The 18940-nt window shown below is 53.1% G+C and carries 10 protein-coding genes; 4 read left to right on the top strand and 6 right to left on the bottom strand.

All coding sequences use genetic code 11. The features are described from left to right. The first annotated feature begins 41 nt into the window (after positions 1-41). Complete coding sequence (locus tag KIH39_RS17315; protein WP_213494476.1) at positions 42-455, top strand: hypothetical protein; 414 nt, start codon at positions 42-44, stop codon at positions 453-455. Between the two features lies 1 nt (position 456). Here KIH39_RS17315 and lptB read toward each other — a convergent pair whose 3' ends face one another. Next, the gene (gene lptB / locus KIH39_RS17310) at positions 457-1596 is read right to left on the bottom strand and encodes an LPS export ABC transporter ATP-binding protein (RefSeq protein ID WP_213494475.1); all 1140 of its coding nucleotides are present in this window, start codon (positions 1594-1596) and stop codon (positions 457-459) included. Positions 1597-1758: 162 nt separating this feature from the next. Here lptB and KIH39_RS17305 point away from each other — a divergent pair, with 162 nt between their 5' ends. Further along, the gene (locus KIH39_RS17305; protein ID WP_213494474.1) at positions 1759-2649 is read left to right on the top strand and encodes a DUF58 domain-containing protein; all 891 of its coding nucleotides are present in this window, start codon (positions 1759-1761) and stop codon (positions 2647-2649) included. A gap of 10 nt (positions 2650-2659) precedes the next feature. On the opposite strand, the gene KIH39_RS17300 is transcribed toward KIH39_RS17305, so the two are convergent. Together KIH39_RS17300 and trhO are read right to left on the bottom strand one after the other, a co-directional pair. Continuing rightward, positions 2660-4024, bottom strand: a complete 1365-nt coding sequence (locus KIH39_RS17300; RefSeq protein WP_213494473.1) for a glycosyltransferase family 87 protein — start codon at positions 4022-4024, stop codon at positions 2660-2662. A gap of 186 nt (positions 4025-4210) precedes the next feature. Further along, positions 4211-4933 carry an oxygen-dependent tRNA uridine(34) hydroxylase TrhO gene (gene trhO, locus KIH39_RS17295; RefSeq protein WP_213494472.1) on the bottom strand — a complete coding sequence of 241 codons (723 nt, stop codon included), beginning with the start codon at positions 4931-4933 and terminating at the stop codon, positions 4211-4213. Positions 4934-5161: 228 nt separating this feature from the next. On the opposite strand from trhO, the gene KIH39_RS17290 reads away from it, so the two are divergent. Further along, complete coding sequence (locus KIH39_RS17290) at positions 5162-5524, top strand: hypothetical protein (protein ID WP_213494471.1); 363 nt, start codon at positions 5162-5164, stop codon at positions 5522-5524. 87 nt (positions 5525-5611) lie between these two features. Here KIH39_RS17290 and KIH39_RS17285 read toward each other — a convergent pair whose 3' ends face one another. From KIH39_RS17285 to KIH39_RS17275, 3 genes are all read right to left on the bottom strand, one after another. Beyond that, entirely contained in the window at positions 5612-11944 is a 6333-nt protein-coding gene (locus KIH39_RS17285) for a hypothetical protein (RefSeq protein ID WP_213494470.1), read from the bottom strand. 273 nt (positions 11945-12217) lie between these two features. Further along, the gene (smc, locus tag KIH39_RS17280; RefSeq protein ID WP_213494469.1) at positions 12218-15808 is read right to left on the bottom strand and encodes a chromosome segregation protein SMC; all 3591 of its coding nucleotides are present in this window, start codon (positions 15806-15808) and stop codon (positions 12218-12220) included. Between the two features lie 49 nt (positions 15809-15857). After that, the gene (locus tag KIH39_RS17275) at positions 15858-17621 is read right to left on the bottom strand and encodes a flagellar basal body P-ring protein FlgI (RefSeq protein WP_213494468.1); all 1764 of its coding nucleotides are present in this window, start codon (positions 17619-17621) and stop codon (positions 15858-15860) included. A 261-nt stretch (positions 17622-17882) separates the two neighbouring features. Here KIH39_RS17275 and KIH39_RS17270 point away from each other — a divergent pair, with 261 nt between their 5' ends. Further along, a complete protein-coding gene (locus tag KIH39_RS17270; protein ID WP_213494467.1) occupies positions 17883-18923 on the top strand; it encodes a DUF933 domain-containing protein in 1041 nt (346 codons plus the stop codon). Positions 18924-18940 lie beyond the last annotated feature (17 nt).

The raw sequence follows: 18940 nt of genomic DNA, 5'->3' as shown, positions 1-18940 counted from the left end.
CGTTCCCGGTGGCACCAAGTCCTCATTCCAGGGTTTAATTCATGAGAATGCTCTCGTTAGTCGTCGCGCTCCTGTTCAGTGTCTCCCTGTCAACTCGGGCTGATGACCCCAAACAGCAAAGCGATAAGGAGATCACGGAGAAGCTGGTCGGTAAGTGGGTGATTGAGATCAATGAAGGAGGGGTCTCCGGCAAAGGGTACTCCACATTCAAGAAGGATCTCTCCTTTGAATTTTCCGCGAAGCTGAAAGCGGGCGGTCAGACCGTCGAACTGGAGATCTCGGGCACCTGGAAAGTGGAAAAGGGAGAGATGACTTCCACTGTGGCGAAATCCAACAATCCCACACCCAAAAAGGGCGATGTCACGAAAGACAAGGTCATTCAGGTCGACGACACGACGCTGAAACTGAAGAATGAAAAGGGCGAAGTCGAAACCTACAAGCGAGTCAAAGAATAATTCACGCGGCTCGTAAAAAGCGCTCCCGCAGAGCCGCCAGCAATCGTCGGCGATGCTCTTCGGGGGCAAATGGATCGAACTGGAGATTCCCGCCCAGGATATGCTTCAGCACTTCAAAGGATCTGGAGCGCAAATCGATATCCTTGCGTTCGAGTGCTTCGAGCAATGCCGGTACGGCGTCCTGTCCGTGAGCCAAAAGTTCCTTGGTAGTTTCCCGTAGTTGACTCGTAATTTTTAACTGTTCCACAAGTCGGTGGATTTTCTCCTGCGCCAGGAGTTGGTTCACCGCCGAGGCATTGGAAGCGGCGGACGGCGTCGCTACGGGTTGAGCGACTGGCGTTTTCAAAGTCGATGGCCCTGCCATGGGAATCGTATCCATCGGCCGTCCCAGTGCATCTTCCACGAAGGTTTTGCCGAGATAGCCATCGATGGCGATGGGGTCGTGAATCAGTTCCTCGGGCGTCCCCTTGGTGACAACTTTACCATCCTTAATCAGATAACTGCGGTCGGTGATCTTCAAAACCTCCCGCACATTATGGTCCGTCAGCAAAATGCCGATCCCTTGCTGAGCCAACTCGCGAATATTACGTCGGATTTCTTCGGTCGTCTTGGGGTCCACGGCCGCAAACGGTTCGTCGAGCAAAATCAGTTTGGGTTCGCAGACCAGACAGCGGGCGATTTCCAAACGGCGTTTCTCACCCCCTGAAGCGCGAGCGGCGGCGTTGTACCTGACATGTTCCAATTTGAACTGGGCTAGCGCATCGTTGGTGCGTTGCCAACGTTCCTCATAAGTCAACCGGCGACCCAACTCCCGGCTTCTGGGGAGCACTTCGAGAATCGCCAGCAGGTTCTTCTCGACGGTCAGCTTGCGGAAAATACTCGGTTCCTGGGAAAGATAGCCCATCCCCAAACGGGCCCGCCGGTACATCGGCATCGAGGTCACATCGCTCCCATCGAAAATCACTTCGCCTTCGTTGGGCGTGAGCTGACCGGTGCTCATGCGGAAACTGGTAGTTTTTCCGGCCCCGTTCGGGCCGAGCAGGCCGACGACTTCGCCAGCATTGACATCGAAGGAAACGCCGTCGACCACCTTACGGCGACCGAAGAATTTCACCAGTCCGCGCACTTCTAAGAGGGCCATCCTTGGTCTCGTTGATTCCGGGGTGCGAGTTCGTTGCGTCCGCAATTTTACCCTGGGCGAAAGTACTTTATCGGCCTATTTTCCGCAATATCAAGATAGCGAAGCCATTCGCCGGCGTTATGATGGGTAGACTGGATAAGGAACTGGCTGCTGAGAGGCTTTATGACAGAGATTCAAACTCCCCTTTTGGATGGCGCTTTCCTCAGCCGCCTTGAGCAGCTCGAGATCGTTTCCAAAAAAATTCTGCAGGGGAGAACCAAGGGTGATCGACTCAGCAAACGCAAAGGGCAGTCGGTCGAATTCGCCGATTTTCGCAACTATGTAGTGGGGGATGACTTACGCTATCTCGATTGGAATCTTTACGCCCGGCTCGATAAATTGTTCCTCAGACTCTTCCACGAAGAAGAGGATTTGCACTTTCACATTTTGATAGACAACTCCAAATCGATGGATTACGGATCGCCGACTAAAATGCATTACGCCCGGCAGGTGGCCGCAGCCCTGGGCTTTATCGGTCTGGTCAACCACGATCGCGTGATGGTGGAGAGCTTTAACGACCACATCACTCAGTCCAGCGCACCGATTCGCGGCCGGCGTAACATGATGCAGCTTGTCAACTTCCTGAACAAGATGGAACCCTCCGGGCCGAGCGACCTCACCAAGTCGTTGAAAGCCTTCAGCATGAAAACGACCAGCAAAGGCGTGGTGGTAATACTCAGCGATTTTCTGGATAAAGGGGGCTTCCAGGAAGGGCTCCGGTACCTTTTAGCCCGGCAGTTCGATATTTACGTGATCCAGATTCTCTCACAGGAAGAGATCGAACCGCCTATGACGGGCGACCTGAAGCTAATTGATATCGAAGATGGGGATCGTGCGGAAGTCACCATGAGTGCCCCGCTACTGAAGCGCTATCAGGATACGTTGAATGCTTTTCGCGGCGCCTTGGGCGAATTTTGCGTTCGCCGCGGTATCAGCTACCTGTTCACGTCGAATCAGGTGCCGTTCGAAAAACTGGTTCTCGGCTACTTGCGAAAACGGGGCCTGGTACGCTGAAATACCTGCATCAGGCAGCCGTTCGTAAACGCTCTTCCACAATCGGCTGTTGACCGATAGTAACAGTTGCAGATTTCAACTGCCAACATGTGGCCACGCCCCAACCCCACAGGATAACGCCGCTTTCGAGGGTCACTCCCGCATCGCGTAATTTTTCCAACGCGGGGATTTTGGGAAGGATTTCCATCGCCATCTGGATCAAGACTAGAATCGACATGCTGATGCCGAACTTCAGGTCGCTGCGATTCTGCATTTCTACTGCCACCAAAGTCAAAACCAGCGGCACGGCGAGAGCAAAATAATGGTGATGGCAGACCGGGCTGGCCATGAACATGATCATGGTGAGATTACCGATCAGGAACATGTCGCTGAAGCGTCGATCCGCCCATCTTCGGACTGCCAGAAAGCTGACGAGCGTCATCAATCCCGCCAGGCTCACGTGCAGCAGTTTAGTAGATTCATCGGCTTGTCGAGGCCGCGGCAAATTCGACCAGTATTTCAAGTTATGAATAATCGCCTGGAAAGACTGATTATCGGTCACATTCATCCCGGTCAGTTCTTTGGCCATGGTCCCGGTACCGGCTTCGCCCAGCCCAGGAGCGATCGTATGAACCAGGAAATATCTGGAACTTTCCCAGGCTCTTTCGGGGCCCATGCCAACGGTCGGAATAACGGCCAATCCGATAAACATTCCCAGCGCAGAGTAGCCGAGCGTTCGTAAATCGCGACGTACTAACGGCAGGATCAGCAGGAAGGCCGGGATGACTTTCAAACAAATCCCCACCGACAGCCAGAGCCCGGCGCAGCCCCGGCGATTGCGAATTGTCTCGGCCGCGAAACCGGCGATGGACAGCAGCACGATCGTGTTCACCTGGCCGCGGGAGAATGTGCTGCCAATCGCCGGGAGGCAGATACCGAACGGAACCAACCTCAGCCACCACCACGGACGCGAGCCCGGCGGATAGCTGCTGAGGAAACTCCCTTCTGCAGAAGTATCCTCGACCGCTTTAGCCAGGATATGAATGCCCCAGGCCAGGCAGATCACGCTGATGAAATACCAGATTGCGACGGATACTTTGTAAGGGAAGGCAATCGGTAGTTGTTCGAAACCTTTCGGAGCATCGGCGAAAGGGGCCATTAGGATCGCAAAAGCGGGCGGGTAAGCATAGTGCCAGCCGTTATCGTCCGGGACATCGTAAATGTTCGTATCCGTGCGATAGGCCCAGGCGGCCCGAAAGTAACAGCCGACATCGGTCTTACGGGTCGACAGGTAGACTGATCGGATCTCGACTAAGGCGCCGAACGCCACAGTCGCTACCAGAATGACCCCGATGATTGCCTTATCCAGCAATCGTAACCGGTTGATATCGTACAAGGCCGCACCTTTTGAATTCGATCTCGAATCTTCCGACTGCCTCAAATGGAATCGGCAGTGGCAAAGGATGCGTTGAGTGGGAAGGATTTCAAAAGAGTAGCTAGTTCAGCGTTGGTGTCGAATTTGCCGCCTTCGAAGAATGCTTAAATGATGCAAATTGGGCTAGGCGGAGAGTTTGGGCAATATTTAGGGGTTGCTGTCAGTAGAGGTTATCGCTTTCAGGCCATGGCCTACGCCAACTCGTTCATCGAAGACGAAGCAATGTCCCTTCCAGAGGCTTTCCTCATCAGGGATTTCTTCCAGATATTTCAGAATGCCGCCTTGGAGCTGATAGACTTCGGGAAAACCTTTGGACTTCAAATAACTGGCGAATTTCTCACAGCGTATTCCACCCGTGCAATAGGTGGCAATTTTGGTGTGCTTGGCGGGGTCGAGATGTTCCTCGACGTACTGTACGAGGGCTTTGAAGGTGGGAATTTTGGGATCTACGGCCCCCTGGAAGGATCCGAGTTCGACTTCGTAATCATTTCGCGTGTCCAGCACCAGCACATCGGGGGATTGAATCAAATCATTCCACTGTCGCGGCGTGCGATAAGTCTCGGCCAGCACTTCCGGAGCGATGGGCTTGCCGAACGCTATGGTCTCTTTCTTTAGCCGAACCTTCGTCCGTTGGAACGGCTGGGTATTATGAAGACTCTCTTTGTGAACCAGCTGTCCCAGACCTGGAAGGGAGCGCAATTTTGTCAGAAGTGCATCGATACTTTCACGTGAACCAGCTACAGTACCGTTGATGCCTTCGGAGGCGAGGAGAATCGTTCCTTTGATTTCCTTCTCAAGCAGGAAATCGCGTAATGGCGTCCGGTGACTCGCAAAGTCCGCGAAATCGAAGAAATGATAAAAGCAGGCCACGACAGTCTTCATAATGGCTGGTAAAGGAATTCTTAAGGGAAATTTCAAGTGAAAGCGATTATATTTTAGTGCCGTTCAAACGAATAATCCCTTGGCACTCAAGCAGCAGGTGTAATCGACCTGTTAGTTAATATCCTTACCTCAGTGAGTTTGCGACCGGGCGGCTCGGCGATCGCTTGGTTCTGCTCGATTTTATCCGCCGAAGCTCATGATTCTGGGAGAATGTCGATGAAATTAGTGAAAGCCGTGGCACTCTCTACCGTGCTGGGTCTGGTCTCGCTGAGTGGCGTGGCCTGTGAAAAAGCCGCTGAAGTCGCGAAGAAGAGCGAAGAAACCGTCAAGCATCTGACCGGTGAAGCGTTGCAGAAGGCCAAGGAAGAATATGCCAAGCTGACGGAAAGTCACTTCGGTGGAATCGAAGAGAAGATCAAGGGCCTTTCGGGCAAGACCAAGGAAGAAGCCCAAGAAATGTATACCAAGCTGAAAGAAAAGCTGGCCAAGCTGAAGGAAACCGCTCCGGAGAAGTTCCACGAAGCCAAGGAAGAAATTTCCAAGCATTTGGCCGAACTGAAGACCAAGGTCGGCGGTTGATCTTTTTTGAATTCAAGTAACATCAAGCCGGCGGGAACTCACTACGATTCCCAGCCGGCTTTTTCGTTGATGGGTGGATTTTCGATCCTACTGCTGTGGTGGGTTCACTTCCCGAATTAGGGCTCCCTGCGTTTCGCTCAGCACCAGAATCCCAAATTTCGTAATGGACGAATGTTCGGGTGTGCTGACCGAAGCGTAATCGAACTTGCCACGCAGATCGGTGTAGCCATCTTTGTGGAATTTCACCGTGCCATCCGCCAGACGGACATAAGTCTTCACATACACCTTCGGGAGCAATTTGCCGGTGGCTGCATCGGTCGCCTGTAATTGACCGTAATTCTCTTTCAAGGTGACATTCATGGCGTTGGCATAGTAGGGCAGTGCCTGGGTCTTGCCCTTCGAGGTGATTTCCACCAGAACGTTTTTCTTCAGGAACTCTTCCGGCAGTGGAATCGCAAGCTTATTCTGGCCAGTAACCAGTTTCACAGTCTTGGACTCGTTCGGGCGAACCATGGAGAATTGCCGACTGCCCGATTGCTGAACGAACGGGTTGCGGCTGAACAGCAATTCCACATCCATCAGATAGTAATTGATCGTAACCGAGTCGAGATTATTCCAATTGAGATTAATCGTCTTGTTGTCGATGGTGAAGTCGAGGCTCGGCTCTTTCGCGGCGAGGCGGGCCTGCTCCTGATCCCGATTGTTCTTCTCGGTGACTTGAGCTGCCTTGCCTTCGATTTCATCCAGCTGGTTGATAATCGCAGCAAAGGTATTCCGCCAGCGATCGACGGGAGCATTCGCATAATTCAAAGCGATGGCACGCGCCGCGGCCGTGTTATCCTGATACATGTCCAGGTAAGCGGCGCAATAGTCGTATTGCATCTTCGTGGAGATATTGGCCGCGTTGACTTTGGCAAAACTTTCCACGGCTTCTTCAATGCGGTCCTGAAGCAACAGGTAGTAAGTCACGGCTAAAAGATCGGTATCATCCAGAATGGTGCGATAGCTCAACAGTTTCAAGTACTGTTGGTACTGATTCTGGAAGGCTCCGTTGACGATCTGTCGAGCGTGGCCCAGAGCGTGAGCGCGGGCATTCACCAGAGGCTTATACTCCAGATGTTGATACTGGTGTCGCACGGTAGGATCGATAGTCAATAACGGGCTTTGCAGCGGACCGCCGCACAGGTTCACGACTGCATCCGCGTGATTGAAATATTCCCGAGCTTCTTCCGGTTTGTTATGAAAAATCGCGTAGGACCAGACGGTTTGTTGGTAGACGTGACGACTTTTCAGCAGGGTGATAATCGATTCGAAAAAGGCTTTATCCTTCAGCCGAAATGCAATCTTTTCGAGGTCGAGCGAATTGATGTTTTCGCGTTCCAGCATGGCCAGCACTTGTTCGCCGGTGCCGTTTTGCGAAACGTATTCCCACGATTCGGTATCCAGTTTGGTCGGTTTATCGACCACATTGAAAGTGAACGGCGTGCCGGTGGCGACCAGAGTTTCCGCTTTGGCGACCTGGACCGGCAGATGCTGGTACTTACCGGACATGGGGAAATAGAAGCGGTAGTCGAGGATCTGGGTGCGATACGGTTCCAGATCGACGGCGACCGTTTTTGTCGCTTGGCCATTCGCCAGTGCGATGGCGCCGACCGGGATTTGCATAAGGACATTCAATCGCTGCCGCGAGGGCGTGGGATTGGTCACAACGATCTGGCAGCCGTAGACGGTCTGGATCACGAATTCATCGGTAACGAATTTGTCGAATCGTTCACCATCTTCATCCTTGTAACGATCTCCGAGCCGATAGAAATTCTGGCTGACCAGAATCTGGACCTTGTCGTTCAAGCCGGCCACCGGTTTAACCTCCTCGTGGAAGGCCAGTACCGTCCCGGCCGGGGTAAAGGTCATGTGGCCGGCGTCGAACTTCACATCATGCTTACCGGCTGTGAAAGGAAGATCGAGTACTGAGAGTGCGAACATCATCTCCGTGAAATTGTGCGAGGCATCAGGCAAATATCGGGAAAGGAATGGAGCTTTCAGGTCGCGCTTCGAATAATCCACCCAGAAGTTGCTGACGCCCACCAGGTCGCCGATTTGCAGGTGTATAGGAAGCTTGTAGTAGTTGTTCTCCGCCAGCTCGTTCGTGGGATCGACTTTTCGGTAAAGCCGATCGGGGATTGCCTGTTTCTGTGAAGGCTCATCGGCGAAGTAATCAACGTTTCTTTTCTCCAGTGCACCTTTTTCGTCTTTGCCACCTATGGCACCTATGGCTTTTGCAACTGGTCCCGAAGCGCCATCTCGCCGTTTGGCAGAGTCTTTTTTGCGATCCGTGTCGTTCAATGCATTCAAATTAAAATTCTCACCTGCTCTATCTTGCTCTCCCTGACCTCCATCGGCACCTCCATAGGTCGCTTTCAATTTTACTCCCCTAGTGCTGGATAAACCTAAGGCGTCGGAGTTCAGCGACAGCTCTCCCGCTTTCACGGCCGTTTCGAAGAGCATTCGAGAACGATCGTTATTCGGTGGTAGGAGTCGAAGCAGGTCGTTGAGATGGCGGGTAGTTTTGGGCTGTTCCCCGATTAACCGCTCGGCCAGCAGGATTTTTTCGACGGTGTTCAAGCGCGAGTAAGCCCACGGTTGGAGATAGCCACTCAGATCGGCTTCGAGCAACCAGAGGTCGAGGAAGGTTTTATCCTTCTTATTTGCCAGATAGGGCTTCACGACAGATTTGAAGAACTCCGGATCTTTACGATACAGGAAGAAGTTCAATTCGTGGCAGGCATGATCGGAATACTCTTTCCGTTTTTCTTCAGGTTTCAAGTTCGGCCAGTTGAGAAGAAACCGAAACTCGGCCAGCTTCGGATCGCCCGATAAAGTGGCGTAGAGTGTGAAAACTTTATTCAAGCTGTCGTACACTTCGAATCGGCTCGCCGCTGCATCCGCCAGAACAAACGGCTGTCCAGCGGTCAGAATGCTCGCCTGCTTCTGTTGGGTGAAGCGTCCTTTGGGATCCAGACCGTTTCGCAGCCGCAGATCGACAAAATCGGCTTTAGATTCGGGCAAAGTAAATGTTCGAGCCGTGGTATTTAAGGGATCAACGGCGATAACTTGGATCATCGAATGCGAGCCCAGTTTTGCCTTGGGTAGCTTGATGACACCGTCTTTATCGGGTACCAAATTCAGGATTTCAACCGAGGCTTCGAACAGGAAGTCCAGGTTGGAAAAATCTCCTTGAGGTGGAGTGGCGCGGCTTAGAGACGATTGCATTTCCTTCCGAGGCATAGCCGGAGGCCCAGAAGGTAAAGCTGCCGCAGGTGCCTGCTTCAATAGTTTCTCATACTCTTCCCCGTCGCGCGCGAGTTGCTCGCCGGTTACGGTGGAGCGGAGCACCCAGGGGTTGAGCAGCAAGGCCGGTCGATCCAGCATGTTGCCGGGATAGTGCTTTTGCAGGCGGCGATCCAGGACATAGCGATACTCATCGCCGATATTACGCCCGGATAGATAAATCGATTCGGCTCGCGTGGGATAGTACCCTTTCAACTCCGCATCGCGAACTTTAGCTAACTCTTCAAAGGCGGAGAACGCGGGTTGATAACGCGTTCCAAAGACATGGACTCGAGTAAACGGAGAGATATCTCGCAATTGGATAACCAGATTATCGCCTTCCAGAGTTAGAGAACTGATCTGCACCGGTTTCAGTCCAGGAAGTTGAAGTTCTCGCAAATCCCCCAGGACGTAGCCGTCAGCCAGGTTCCCTTCGGTAACGCGAATTTGAATTCGTTCATCCGATTTTTTCAGCCAGAGTTCGAAATCGCCAGCCGGGAGATCTTTGATTTCCAAAATCGCATCTTTAATGCTGAGATTTCCAAACCGGTCAGCAAACACTGTCGAACCGTGCAATTCAAACAACGATAACTCGTCCCGGGAAACCATCGCCTCCTTACCCATGTATGGTAGGGTGATGATGTCGCCGCGCTTGCTATGGAGTGTCTTTCGGTAGCTGTGTCGGTCGCTAGAGAGATTCCAGGTATGCGAAATTTGCTCCGGTCCAGTCACCGCTAGGGAGGTGATATCCAATAACTCTCCTAACTGGATGCGGCCCGCAGAATTTGTTTTCAATTGAACGGTCGTCGAAGTCTTAAAGTCGCGATGCTTCAAACCGATTGTCACGGGTCGTTCTGGCTTCGGCTCGCCGGTTCGTCCCCGAACTTCGAGCACATACTCGGAACCGAATTTAGCTAGGTGAATATCTTCAATTTTTTCGGTTTTGGAGATTTCGTTGGTGACAAAGCTGTGCCCGGCGGACAGGGTGATCGGCTTGCTCAGGCTACGCGAGTTGACGGTCGCCTGGAGCGAGATATCCAGACTATTGAGTCGGGCGGGAACTCTAAATTCGTGTGTCGATTCCCGGTCTTCAAAGAGCTTGAAATTCGGGACTTCGGTAGTGGTGACTATGCCGTCGAGATCCTTGGCGGATAACACCAGTTTCGCATCTTTAAGCAATTTCAATGAGACGGGTTGATCGTTCAATAGTAAACTGGGCCGCACGACAATCGTAGCTATACGCTGGGTGAGCAGTGCTTCGCGATCGACGTAGAATCCGATCTGAAGCTTGTAGTTTTCCGAGGCGTGCAAAAGATAATCCAGGCTGGCGAAATCCCCTTTTTTGATGACGATCGGCTGCTGACCAGAAGCTGTACTGAATGGGATATAGACAACCCCGGTGTCATCGGCTTTGTATTCCTGTCCGTGGAGCCAAACGGTGCAGCCCGTCACGATCTGCTTGTTCTCGTCCACAATGACCAGTTTTTGGCCGACAGTACTGGTCGTCACCAGCGGTAGCAACCGGCCCTTGTGAATGAGAGCGCGGCTGCTTTTTCCCGCGCCAATGAAGTCGATGACATATAGGCCGGCTTTGTTGAGTTGCGGAAACTCGAATTTGCGGGATACCCGCCGAACCGCATCCTCGGTATAGGCGTAGGTTTTTTCAGAATTCGCCACCAATCCGTCGAGGTTAATCGCCGTGTCGACTTCACGCTGCTGACTCTGATAGAAGTTGGCCGTGTTGATTTCAAAGACCTTCACCATCAAAGTGGGGACATTTTTTACCCAGAGATTGAGCGAAACCGGTTCATCCGCTTTGTAGTGCGTTTTGTTTGTCGGCGCGAAATCGATATCGATTCGTTCCTTGAGCGCTCGGTAGCTTTCCGGCGACAAATAGTTCGCCCACTGTTCAACATCGCCCAGCCCGGCCTCAATCTTGGTTTCCGCAAACACGGCGCGCAGATAGGAGTCGTTAATGAACGGCGCAAATTCCTTATAACCGCTGGCATTCAGCAATAAGTGCTTCAAGTAGTAGCGGACCAGTGCTTCATCATCCCGCACGATGGGTAATAGTGTCACCGGCTTCCAGTCGGCATTTAAATCCGCGGGGAATCGCCGAGAGTATTCCGAGTCCAGCATTTCCTTCGGCATATAGCCGCGCTGTCGAGGCAGAGTCAGATACTCAAGAAAGAGTGCTTTATCGAGATTTCCGGAAGTTTGATCCAGCAGCAGGCGGTTGAATAGAACGTGCGCTTTGAGCGAATTATTGGCGGGATCTAATTTTCGGACGAAAGCCAGTAGCCGATCCAAATATGCTCGAAGCAATGCGGGTGTATTTTGCCAATCCTCATCGTCCCCCGGATGCAATTTCTGAAGCATGGCCCGCACGAAGTGGTCCTGGTTCAGCAGATCGGGCTTTAATTTCAAAAGTTCGTTTAACTGATCCAAAGTCAACTGATAATGAATTTTCCACTGCCCGAAAACAATATTGTTTGGGGCTTTTAAATCTTCCACGATCAGCGCGGGAAGGTTTTGGATATCCGGCCGTTCCAACCGCTGGAGTAGCAAGCGTCGGCGTTCCCAGCTGAGGTTTTCATTCGCCAGCCATTGCATTGCGGAATCTTCGAAATTCTCCAGATTCGGCCAGCGGGCCAGCGAATCGGCTTTCAAAGTATCCCGGCGGATTAACTTGGCATCGAGTGCGGTGGGAAGGTTCGGCGATCCCCCCTGAATGATGCGTTGATGGGGATAATTCAATCCTAACGTTCGTCGGAAATACGAGAGAGTTCGTTGCGGGTCTTTGTTATAGGTCAGAAAGGCATAGCGAGTTTGAATCTCGGTCAGGCGTTGTGTTTGATTAAAACGCTCAAACCAAATTTTCGTCAAAGGTTCTATTTTGTCGAACTGTTCGGTATTCAAATAATGCAAACAGTGATAGTAATAGTAATCTTCTGTTCCGGGTATGAGCTTTTTGAGGGCCTCTGCCCGATCTTTTGCAAGGGCGAAGTCCTCCACGAAACCGATATCGCTAGCTTCCGCATGGGACATCAGAGAGACTCCAAGAGCAATCACGGCACATTTGAGCCACTTCATAGTGATATCCGGAGAGTATAAAAGTTCGTTTTCGCCGAACAGAATGCTTGCGAGCACGTTGAGTCTGTGTCCGGTCTTCGTACTAACGTTATAGACGACAAGTGGGCGCGCTTCGTTTGTGAAACGTAAAAGAAAATTAAATAATCTCCCGGGCACTACTAAGCGACAGGAAGGCGCGGTTCTCTTTTTGATTGTTGCGAATTGGGAAGTTCGATCAATTTCGAAGTGACCGATTAGCCGAGCATAGAAAAGGAGACTGCGCAATTACTGGAACTAGGCGGCCAAATTCCTGGGCTTCTCCTTCTCCTCCTGCCAGTCCTCGAAGCGGATGGAGACTTGCTTGGAGATGCCGCTCTCCTGCATGGTGATGCCATAAAGAATATCGGCAACGGACATCATCCGCTTTTTGTGTGTGATCACAATGAACTGGGATTGCTGAGTGAAGTCCTTGAGAGCGGAGGCCAGGCGCTGGCAGTTCGCTTCATCCAGCGCGGCGTCTACCTCATCCAGCAGGCAGAACGGGCTCGGCTTGCTGCGGAAAATGGCCAGTAGCAGGGCCACGGCCGTCATCGTTTTTTCGCCGCCGCTCATCAGCGAGATGCTGCGCAGTTCTTTGCCGGGGGGGCGGGCGATGATTTCCATTCCCGATTCGAGCACATCATTGGGATCCTCGACTACGATTTCAGCGCTTCCTCCCCCGAATAACTGGCGGAAGATCACCTGGAAGTGCTCGCGAATAGTCGCCAAAGTCTCCGTCAGCATGCGCTGACTGTCGCCGTTAATCTTGGCGATAATCTCGAGAAGCGACCGATTCGCCTCGGTGAGATCGTCGTACTGGGCCTTGATATCTTTTGCTCGTGCTTCGACCTCGTTCAGTTCGTTCAAAGCATCCAGACTCACGCTGCCTAATTTGCGAATTTTCTCCTTCAGCTCGGTGATTTCCCTAGCCCACTCTGGAACGGGAACCGTCTCACCCAGCCAATGGGAGTAAGAGCTTTCGGTGACGTTTTCATACAAGGTAGGCAAATGCACCTGGAATTCTTCCAGAAGTCGATCTTCGAGTACTCGATGCTGCGATTGCAGTTCCCGAAAGCTCAGATCGCTCTGGTGCAATTCTTCGAGCTTTTGCTGGTTGGCAACTCTTATCTGCCGGAGTTGATCCTCCAGATCGGATTTGCGCGCCTTGAGTCGGTTTCGCTCCGCAGTCAGTTCCCCGGTCTTCGCCAGGGCCGATTCTTTTCGAGCTGCCCGCTCAGCAATTTGCATCGAAATCGACAGAGCCTCCAGTTCAATCTGCTCGATGCGAATGCGAAGATTCGCACTGTCCTGCTCGATCTGCTGCGTCAGAGCCACAAGACGATCCGATTCTATTTCCAGATGCTCCTGCTCTCGGTGCAGGTTGTCCCTCTCCATCTGGTACTGTCCGAGAGCGACCCGCGAGATCGTCAATTCTTCCTGGAGCTTGGGTCGGTTCTGCTCCAGGGCTTGATGTTGGAGTTCTCCCTGGGCGATTCGTTTCGTCGAAGCCTCGGCTTCGTGCTGCCGCGATTGAGCTTGGTTTTGCAGTTGCAGCCAGGTAGTCTCGAGTGTGCCGATCTCGCCGGCCATGAGATTCATTTCGCTCTGGTTCAATTCGATCAGTTCCGCCAGTCGATCCCGGTTGGAACGGTTTTCCGAAATCGCCCGCTCCAGGTCACCGGCCTGATGATTCAGCATGCCCAGTTCGTGTTCCAGACCATGGATCGGGGCTTCACTGGCTTCGATCGATTTCTTCACATCGCTGAGTTTCTGCTCGACCTCGGCGATTTCCTGTTCCAGGATTTTAAGTTGCGATTTGAGTTCGCGCAGTTCGCTTTTGCGGGACACAATTCCCGATTCCCCGGCTTTGGTCCCCACAGTGAGCGAGCCGTCCGGTTCCAGGAGTTCTCGCAATTTGGTAACGAAACGATGGCCGGCACATTCCGGGTTCTGGCTCAGTTCCCGGGCTTCGACAAGATTTTCCACGATGAAGGTACTACCCAGTAATTGTCGAGGCAGTCCGCCGAGTTCGCTGGTGACCCAACGGTCGGCCGTTCGGGTATCGGCCCCCTCGTCCAGCGGGGTAAGATTGACATAGGGTAGGAAACTAGCCTTCCCCGGTAGTTCATGGGCCGGGTCAGCCAGATAGCGATCCAGTTCCTCGGCATCGCGTACAATGAAGTGCTGGGAAATATCGCCCAAAGCCAGATCGACATAGGCGGCTAGCTCGCCCGGCACATTCAGCAGATCGGCCACCAGACCGAGTACGTTGCTGCGAAGGGCGGCATCTCCACCAGCGATCCGGGCCATGACTTCACGGGTTCCTAAAGCCAATCCCTCCTGAGATTTTTCGAAATTATCCAGCGCCTCAAAGCGGCCGGTCATCTTTTCGCGACGTTGCCGCAGTTCATCGAGATCCTGCTGAATCAGCTGCGACCAGGCGATGAATTCTCCCCGTTCCTTCCTACGTTCTTCCAGTTGAGTTCGAACTTGCGAGATCCGGCTTTGCAACTGTTCGTCATTCAGGCGCAGACTTTCCAAACCCCGATCGAACGAATCTCGCTCGGCCAAATGCTGTTCGGCCTGCCGGCGTTGCCTTTGGTAATCGCTGGTCAGTCGCTGCCAGTCGCTTTTTTTCTTTTCTGCCTCGTTATGCAGCCGGCTTGCTTCCTGAAACAGTTCAAACTGGTTTTGCCTTTCCGCTTTCACCCGGTGGGAGTTTTCTTCGAGAGCGGCTTCCAGTTGATCCCATTCCCGCTGCAACCGGCTGCAAGTTGCCGTGGATTCCGAAACGCGTGAATCCGCCGCGGCGAGTTGATTTCCGTGCTCCGAGCGCTGGTCGGTTTGTTGATGAAGCCTCTGCAAGCTCTCCGCCAGCCGCTGTGAAAGTTCCCGCTGCTCGTTTTGGAGTCGTTCGGCCATCTGTACGGCCTGATGGAATTCCGCCGAGCGCGATATAATTTCCTGTTGAGTGACGTTTACCAGTTCCTGCAGCGAACCGAGTAGGCGCTCGGTTTCCAGCAAGCCGGTATCGATCTGCCGAGCTTCCAGTTCCCAACTGGTCATTTGTTCCGTGGTCTGACTGAGATCGCTGCGCAAAGAATCGAGCCGTTCCTGCGTCTGCGAAATTTTCCCGCGCCTTTCATCGAACTCGCGAAGACTGCTGCCGATGCGCAGTTCCCGCAGCCGTTCGTTCAGTTCCTGCCAGCGCTGGGCCTTGGTCGCTTCCTGCCGAACTTTGCGAAGTTGTTTGTCGATTTCTCCCAGGATGTCTTTCACCCGGCTGAGATTTTGCGAAGTCGCTTCCAGTTTGCGAAGCGTTTCCAGTTTTTTGGCCTTGAACCGGCTGATCCCGGCTGCTTCTTCAAAAATGAGTCGTCGATCTTTGGTGCTGGATTGAAGCAGGGCGTCGACCCGGCCCTGTTCGATGATGCAATAAGTACCGGGACCGGCACCGGAGCCGAGAAAGAGTTCCTTCAGGTCTTTGAGTCGACAGATCTGGCCGTTGAGTAGATATTCGCCCGTGCCGTCGCGATAGACGCGGCGGGTGACCTGGACTTCCGCGGCATCCGAATTGAGAATTTTACGGGCGTTGTCGAAGGTCATCGTGACCTCGGCCATGCCGAGGCTGCGCCGCGAAGCCGATCCGTTGAAGATCACATCGGCCATCTCGCCGCCGCGGAGGCTCTTGGCCGATTGTTCGCCGAGGATCCAGCGAACCGCATCGACCACGTTGCTTTTGCCGCTGCCGTTGGGACCGACCACGGCCGTGATGCCGTCGTGAAAATCGAAGCGGGTCTTATCGGCGAAACTCTTGAAGCCGATTAGTTCCAGACGCTTGAGCATGGGAGAATCCGAGCGAAATCCGGTAAGACATCTGCCGTCGATTCCCGGATTATTTCTTCGTCACTTCCTTGGATTTCGAACTATTGTCGAACAGGGCTGTGCCTTCTCCCTTACTCTGGGCCTTCTGCATCAGTTCCGCTTCGGTCTTGAGGGTGGGGTCGTTCTTTCCCGATTCTCCCAGCTCCTGAATTCGCAGCGACTTCGGCAGGGCCTGGACCGCCAGCTTGCAGTTCAGACAGTGGGTTTTATCCGCCAGCTTCACGAGCTGTACGACTTCCGAATATCCCGCGCCCATGCCAGCCATCGTGCGAATGATCGCTTCCAGATTCAGCGGACACTGTTCGACCTGATTGCCGTGCTTCACCGAGAAGCGATTGATCGTAACCGTATTGTCTTCCACTTTTGCCGAGACCGTCAATTCCGTGCCGATCGCAAAAGAGAAGGGAGCAATCAGAGCTGGCGTATCGCCGAAGAGCACTACTTCGCTTCGCTTATCGTTCAGCAGGTGAACCATGGGCAGAGAGTTCAGAGCGACCTTATGCAGGTAGAAGGATTTGTTCAGTTTGGTGCCTCGGATGATTTCCTGATTAGGATCCTGCTCGCGCAAGGCCCGGAAGGCCCCGTAGCGAACTTCGGGAATCGTGGAGGCCAGCAAATCCTGAAGCTTGTAGTAGCAGGCGGCTTCATTCAAAGAAGCGAGTGCTGTGAGAGCGTAGGCTTGCATCGAAGGATGTTCCTCGGTCAGCTTGCCCAGTTCATCAGCGGCACCGGCGTAGCCCAGATAGCAGAGGGCTTCCGCGGCCGCAAATCGAACAAGGGGATAGGTACTCTCCAGCCCCGTCTTCAAAATGGGAATGCTGTCCTGCCCCATCGCCTCAAGTCGTAAAGCCGCTGCCACCGTCGTGGCCGGCTCCTTCAACTGATCTTCCCAGGTTTGCTTGTAGTTGTTGGTCAACTGCCGACTGTCCAGAGGAATGTTTCGCAACACCCGGAGGAAATGTGGCACATTCAGACGGTAGATGCTCGGTACCGCGATGATGATCGTATCCTTGGTTTTGGCGACTGCAACGCGATCTTCGCCTTGACCGTGGAACACTTCGTTGATGCGGTTGGCGGCTTCCTGAGTAACGGCGTAGCGCTGTTGATCGGGATTCATCAGAACGTGGAAGCAGTTGGAAGCTTGAAGTTTTCCTCCCGCCCAAACCCAGGCGGTTTTCCATTCCGCTTCAGGATCATTCTTATCCAGGTTAGGGGCGGCTAGAGGGCCTTCGGCGTAAATCAGCTTGTCGCCCTGCAACAGTCGATTATTGCCGGCCGCCTTGGCATCCGGATTGGAAGCCATCATCTGTCGGACGTTTTGCTGCGTTTCGTAGGTCATCAAGTAGCAGAGTTCGAGATGGCCGCCGCGCAGGCTCTTGGTCTTACTGCCTTCGGGCAGGGTGACTTGAATATCGAGCATATCGTCTTTCCGCGAGCCGGGCGGAATGACCGAGGTCAGCATGACCATCGAGTGATTGGGTGATTCGAGAATGTCGCGGACGTTATCGAAGCCCTTCTTTTTCAAATAATCTTCGAGCATCGACCGGTAGATACCCGGAGGGGCACTGCCGCCATTACCGTCGAGCCCGACTACCAATCCCACACCGCTGACCGGGATGGGTACGGCGTTACCGATGGTCGAGACATCGCCGATGGTTTTAACGACGGCTTCTTTGGTGGGTTCGCTGTCGATGCGGGCTCGGGTGACTTTGGAGTCGACGCAACCTGTGCCTACCAGAAACAGGCTGGCGAGCAAAAGATAACAAGGCTTCATGCCATTCCCCCTAACTTCCCCGAACCTCAACCGAAGCGGCCGCCGAGTCACTCCCCCGAGTTTCTCAGAACCACCTCGTTCCGAAGCTGATGCTTTCGGAAGCAGTCCCTGAATAGAGCGGGTTGAGGGATCTGTCAATTCTTTATTCGACGGAGAATGGAAAAAACCTTGGAAAACTCTGTCAATTCACGGAAACTCTCAGATCTTCATCTTGTAGAATACAAAACGGCGAGCTTCAGCGAATTCAAAGAGGATTCCGCGATGAAAGTGGGCTTGGTAGGATATGCCGGTTCCGGCAAAACAACAGTATTCCAATGGTTGACGGGAGTTGAACCCGACCCGGCAAAAATTCAGCAGGGGCAGATGGGCATGGCGGCCGTTCCGGACGAGCGCCTCTCCAAAATGATTGCCAAGTTCAAGCCGAAGAAGCACAAGTTTGCCGAAATCGCCTTTCTCGACACTCCCGGTTTGATGACGGGGGAGAAAAAGGATAACCCACGCCGACTTGGTATTCTGCGCGAAGCGGACGGGCTGGTGATTGTGCTCGATGGGTTTACCGGAGCCAGCCTGCTCGATCAGCTGCAGCGTTTTCGCGAAGAACTGATCTTCGCCGATCTGGAATTGGTGCTGAACCGGATCGATAAACTCAAGGTGCAGATCAAGAAGAATAAGCCGGTGAAAGAGCGAGAAGCGGACGAAGCTGAGCTAGTGTTGATGCAGCGAATTCAGGAAGCCCTGGAAGCCGGAAAGACATCCAAATCGCTCGGTTTGAAAGACGAGGAAGAAAAAATCATCCGCAGCTTCCAGCTCTTCACCTTGAAGCCGGAGATCGTCTTCATCAATCAGGGCGATAGCGGTATCAACGAACCGCTTCCCGGCGAGTTGCGGGCCGCGGCGAGGAAAATTGTCAAAGCCCCGGTGAAACTCGAGGTCGAACTCAAGGAATTGGATGAGGAATCGCGTCAGGTCTTCATGGCCGATCTGGGAATCACCGGCAGTTTCCACGATACGGTTCTGCGCGAGATTTCACAGGCGATGAATCGGATCGTCTTTTTCACAGTGGGAGAGGATGAGTGCCGGGCTTGGGCGATCGATCAGGGTACACCCGCGGTACTCGCCGCAGGAGCAATTCATACTGATCTCTCGAGAACCTTCATCCGCGCGGAAGTGGTCAGCTACGATGATTTTCTTAAGTCCGGTTACGAAGAGAAAAATTGCAAAGCTAACGGGACCTTTCGTCTGGAATCGAAAGAATACATTGTTCAAGATGGGGACATCATGCATATTCGCGCGAACTCCTGATCGCATGGGGATATGCC

The organism is Telmatocola sphagniphila (genome assembly GCF_018398935.1).
Taxonomy (GTDB): Bacteria; Planctomycetota; Planctomycetia; order Gemmatales; family Gemmataceae; genus Telmatocola; species Telmatocola sphagniphila.
The sequence above is the reverse complement of the archived record's forward strand: the minus strand, read 5'-3'. Positions and strand labels throughout refer to the sequence as shown.

Coding starts and splice junctions, on each gene's coding strand:
- KIH39_RS17315 (WP_213494476.1), top strand. CDS start 42: ATGAGAATGCTCTCGTTAGTCGTCGCGCTCCTGTTCAGTGTCTCCCTG.
- lptB (WP_213494475.1), bottom strand. CDS start 1,596: ATGGCCCTCTTAGAAGTGCGCGGACTGGTGAAATTCTTCGGTCGCCGT.
- KIH39_RS17305 (WP_213494474.1), top strand. CDS start 1,759: ATGACAGAGATTCAAACTCCCCTTTTGGATGGCGCTTTCCTCAGCCGC.
- KIH39_RS17290 (WP_213494471.1), top strand. CDS start 5,162: ATGAAATTAGTGAAAGCCGTGGCACTCTCTACCGTGCTGGGTCTGGTC.
- KIH39_RS17285 (WP_213494470.1), bottom strand. CDS start 11,944: ATGAAGTGGCTCAAATGTGCCGTGATTGCTCTTGGAGTCTCTCTGATG.
- smc (WP_213494469.1), bottom strand. CDS start 15,808: ATGCTCAAGCGTCTGGAACTAATCGGCTTCAAGAGTTTCGCCGATAAG.
- KIH39_RS17275 (WP_213494468.1), bottom strand. CDS start 17,621: ATGAAGCCTTGTTATCTTTTGCTCGCCAGCCTGTTTCTGGTAGGCACA.
- KIH39_RS17270 (WP_213494467.1), top strand. CDS start 17,883: ATGAAAGTGGGCTTGGTAGGATATGCCGGTTCCGGCAAAACAACAGTA.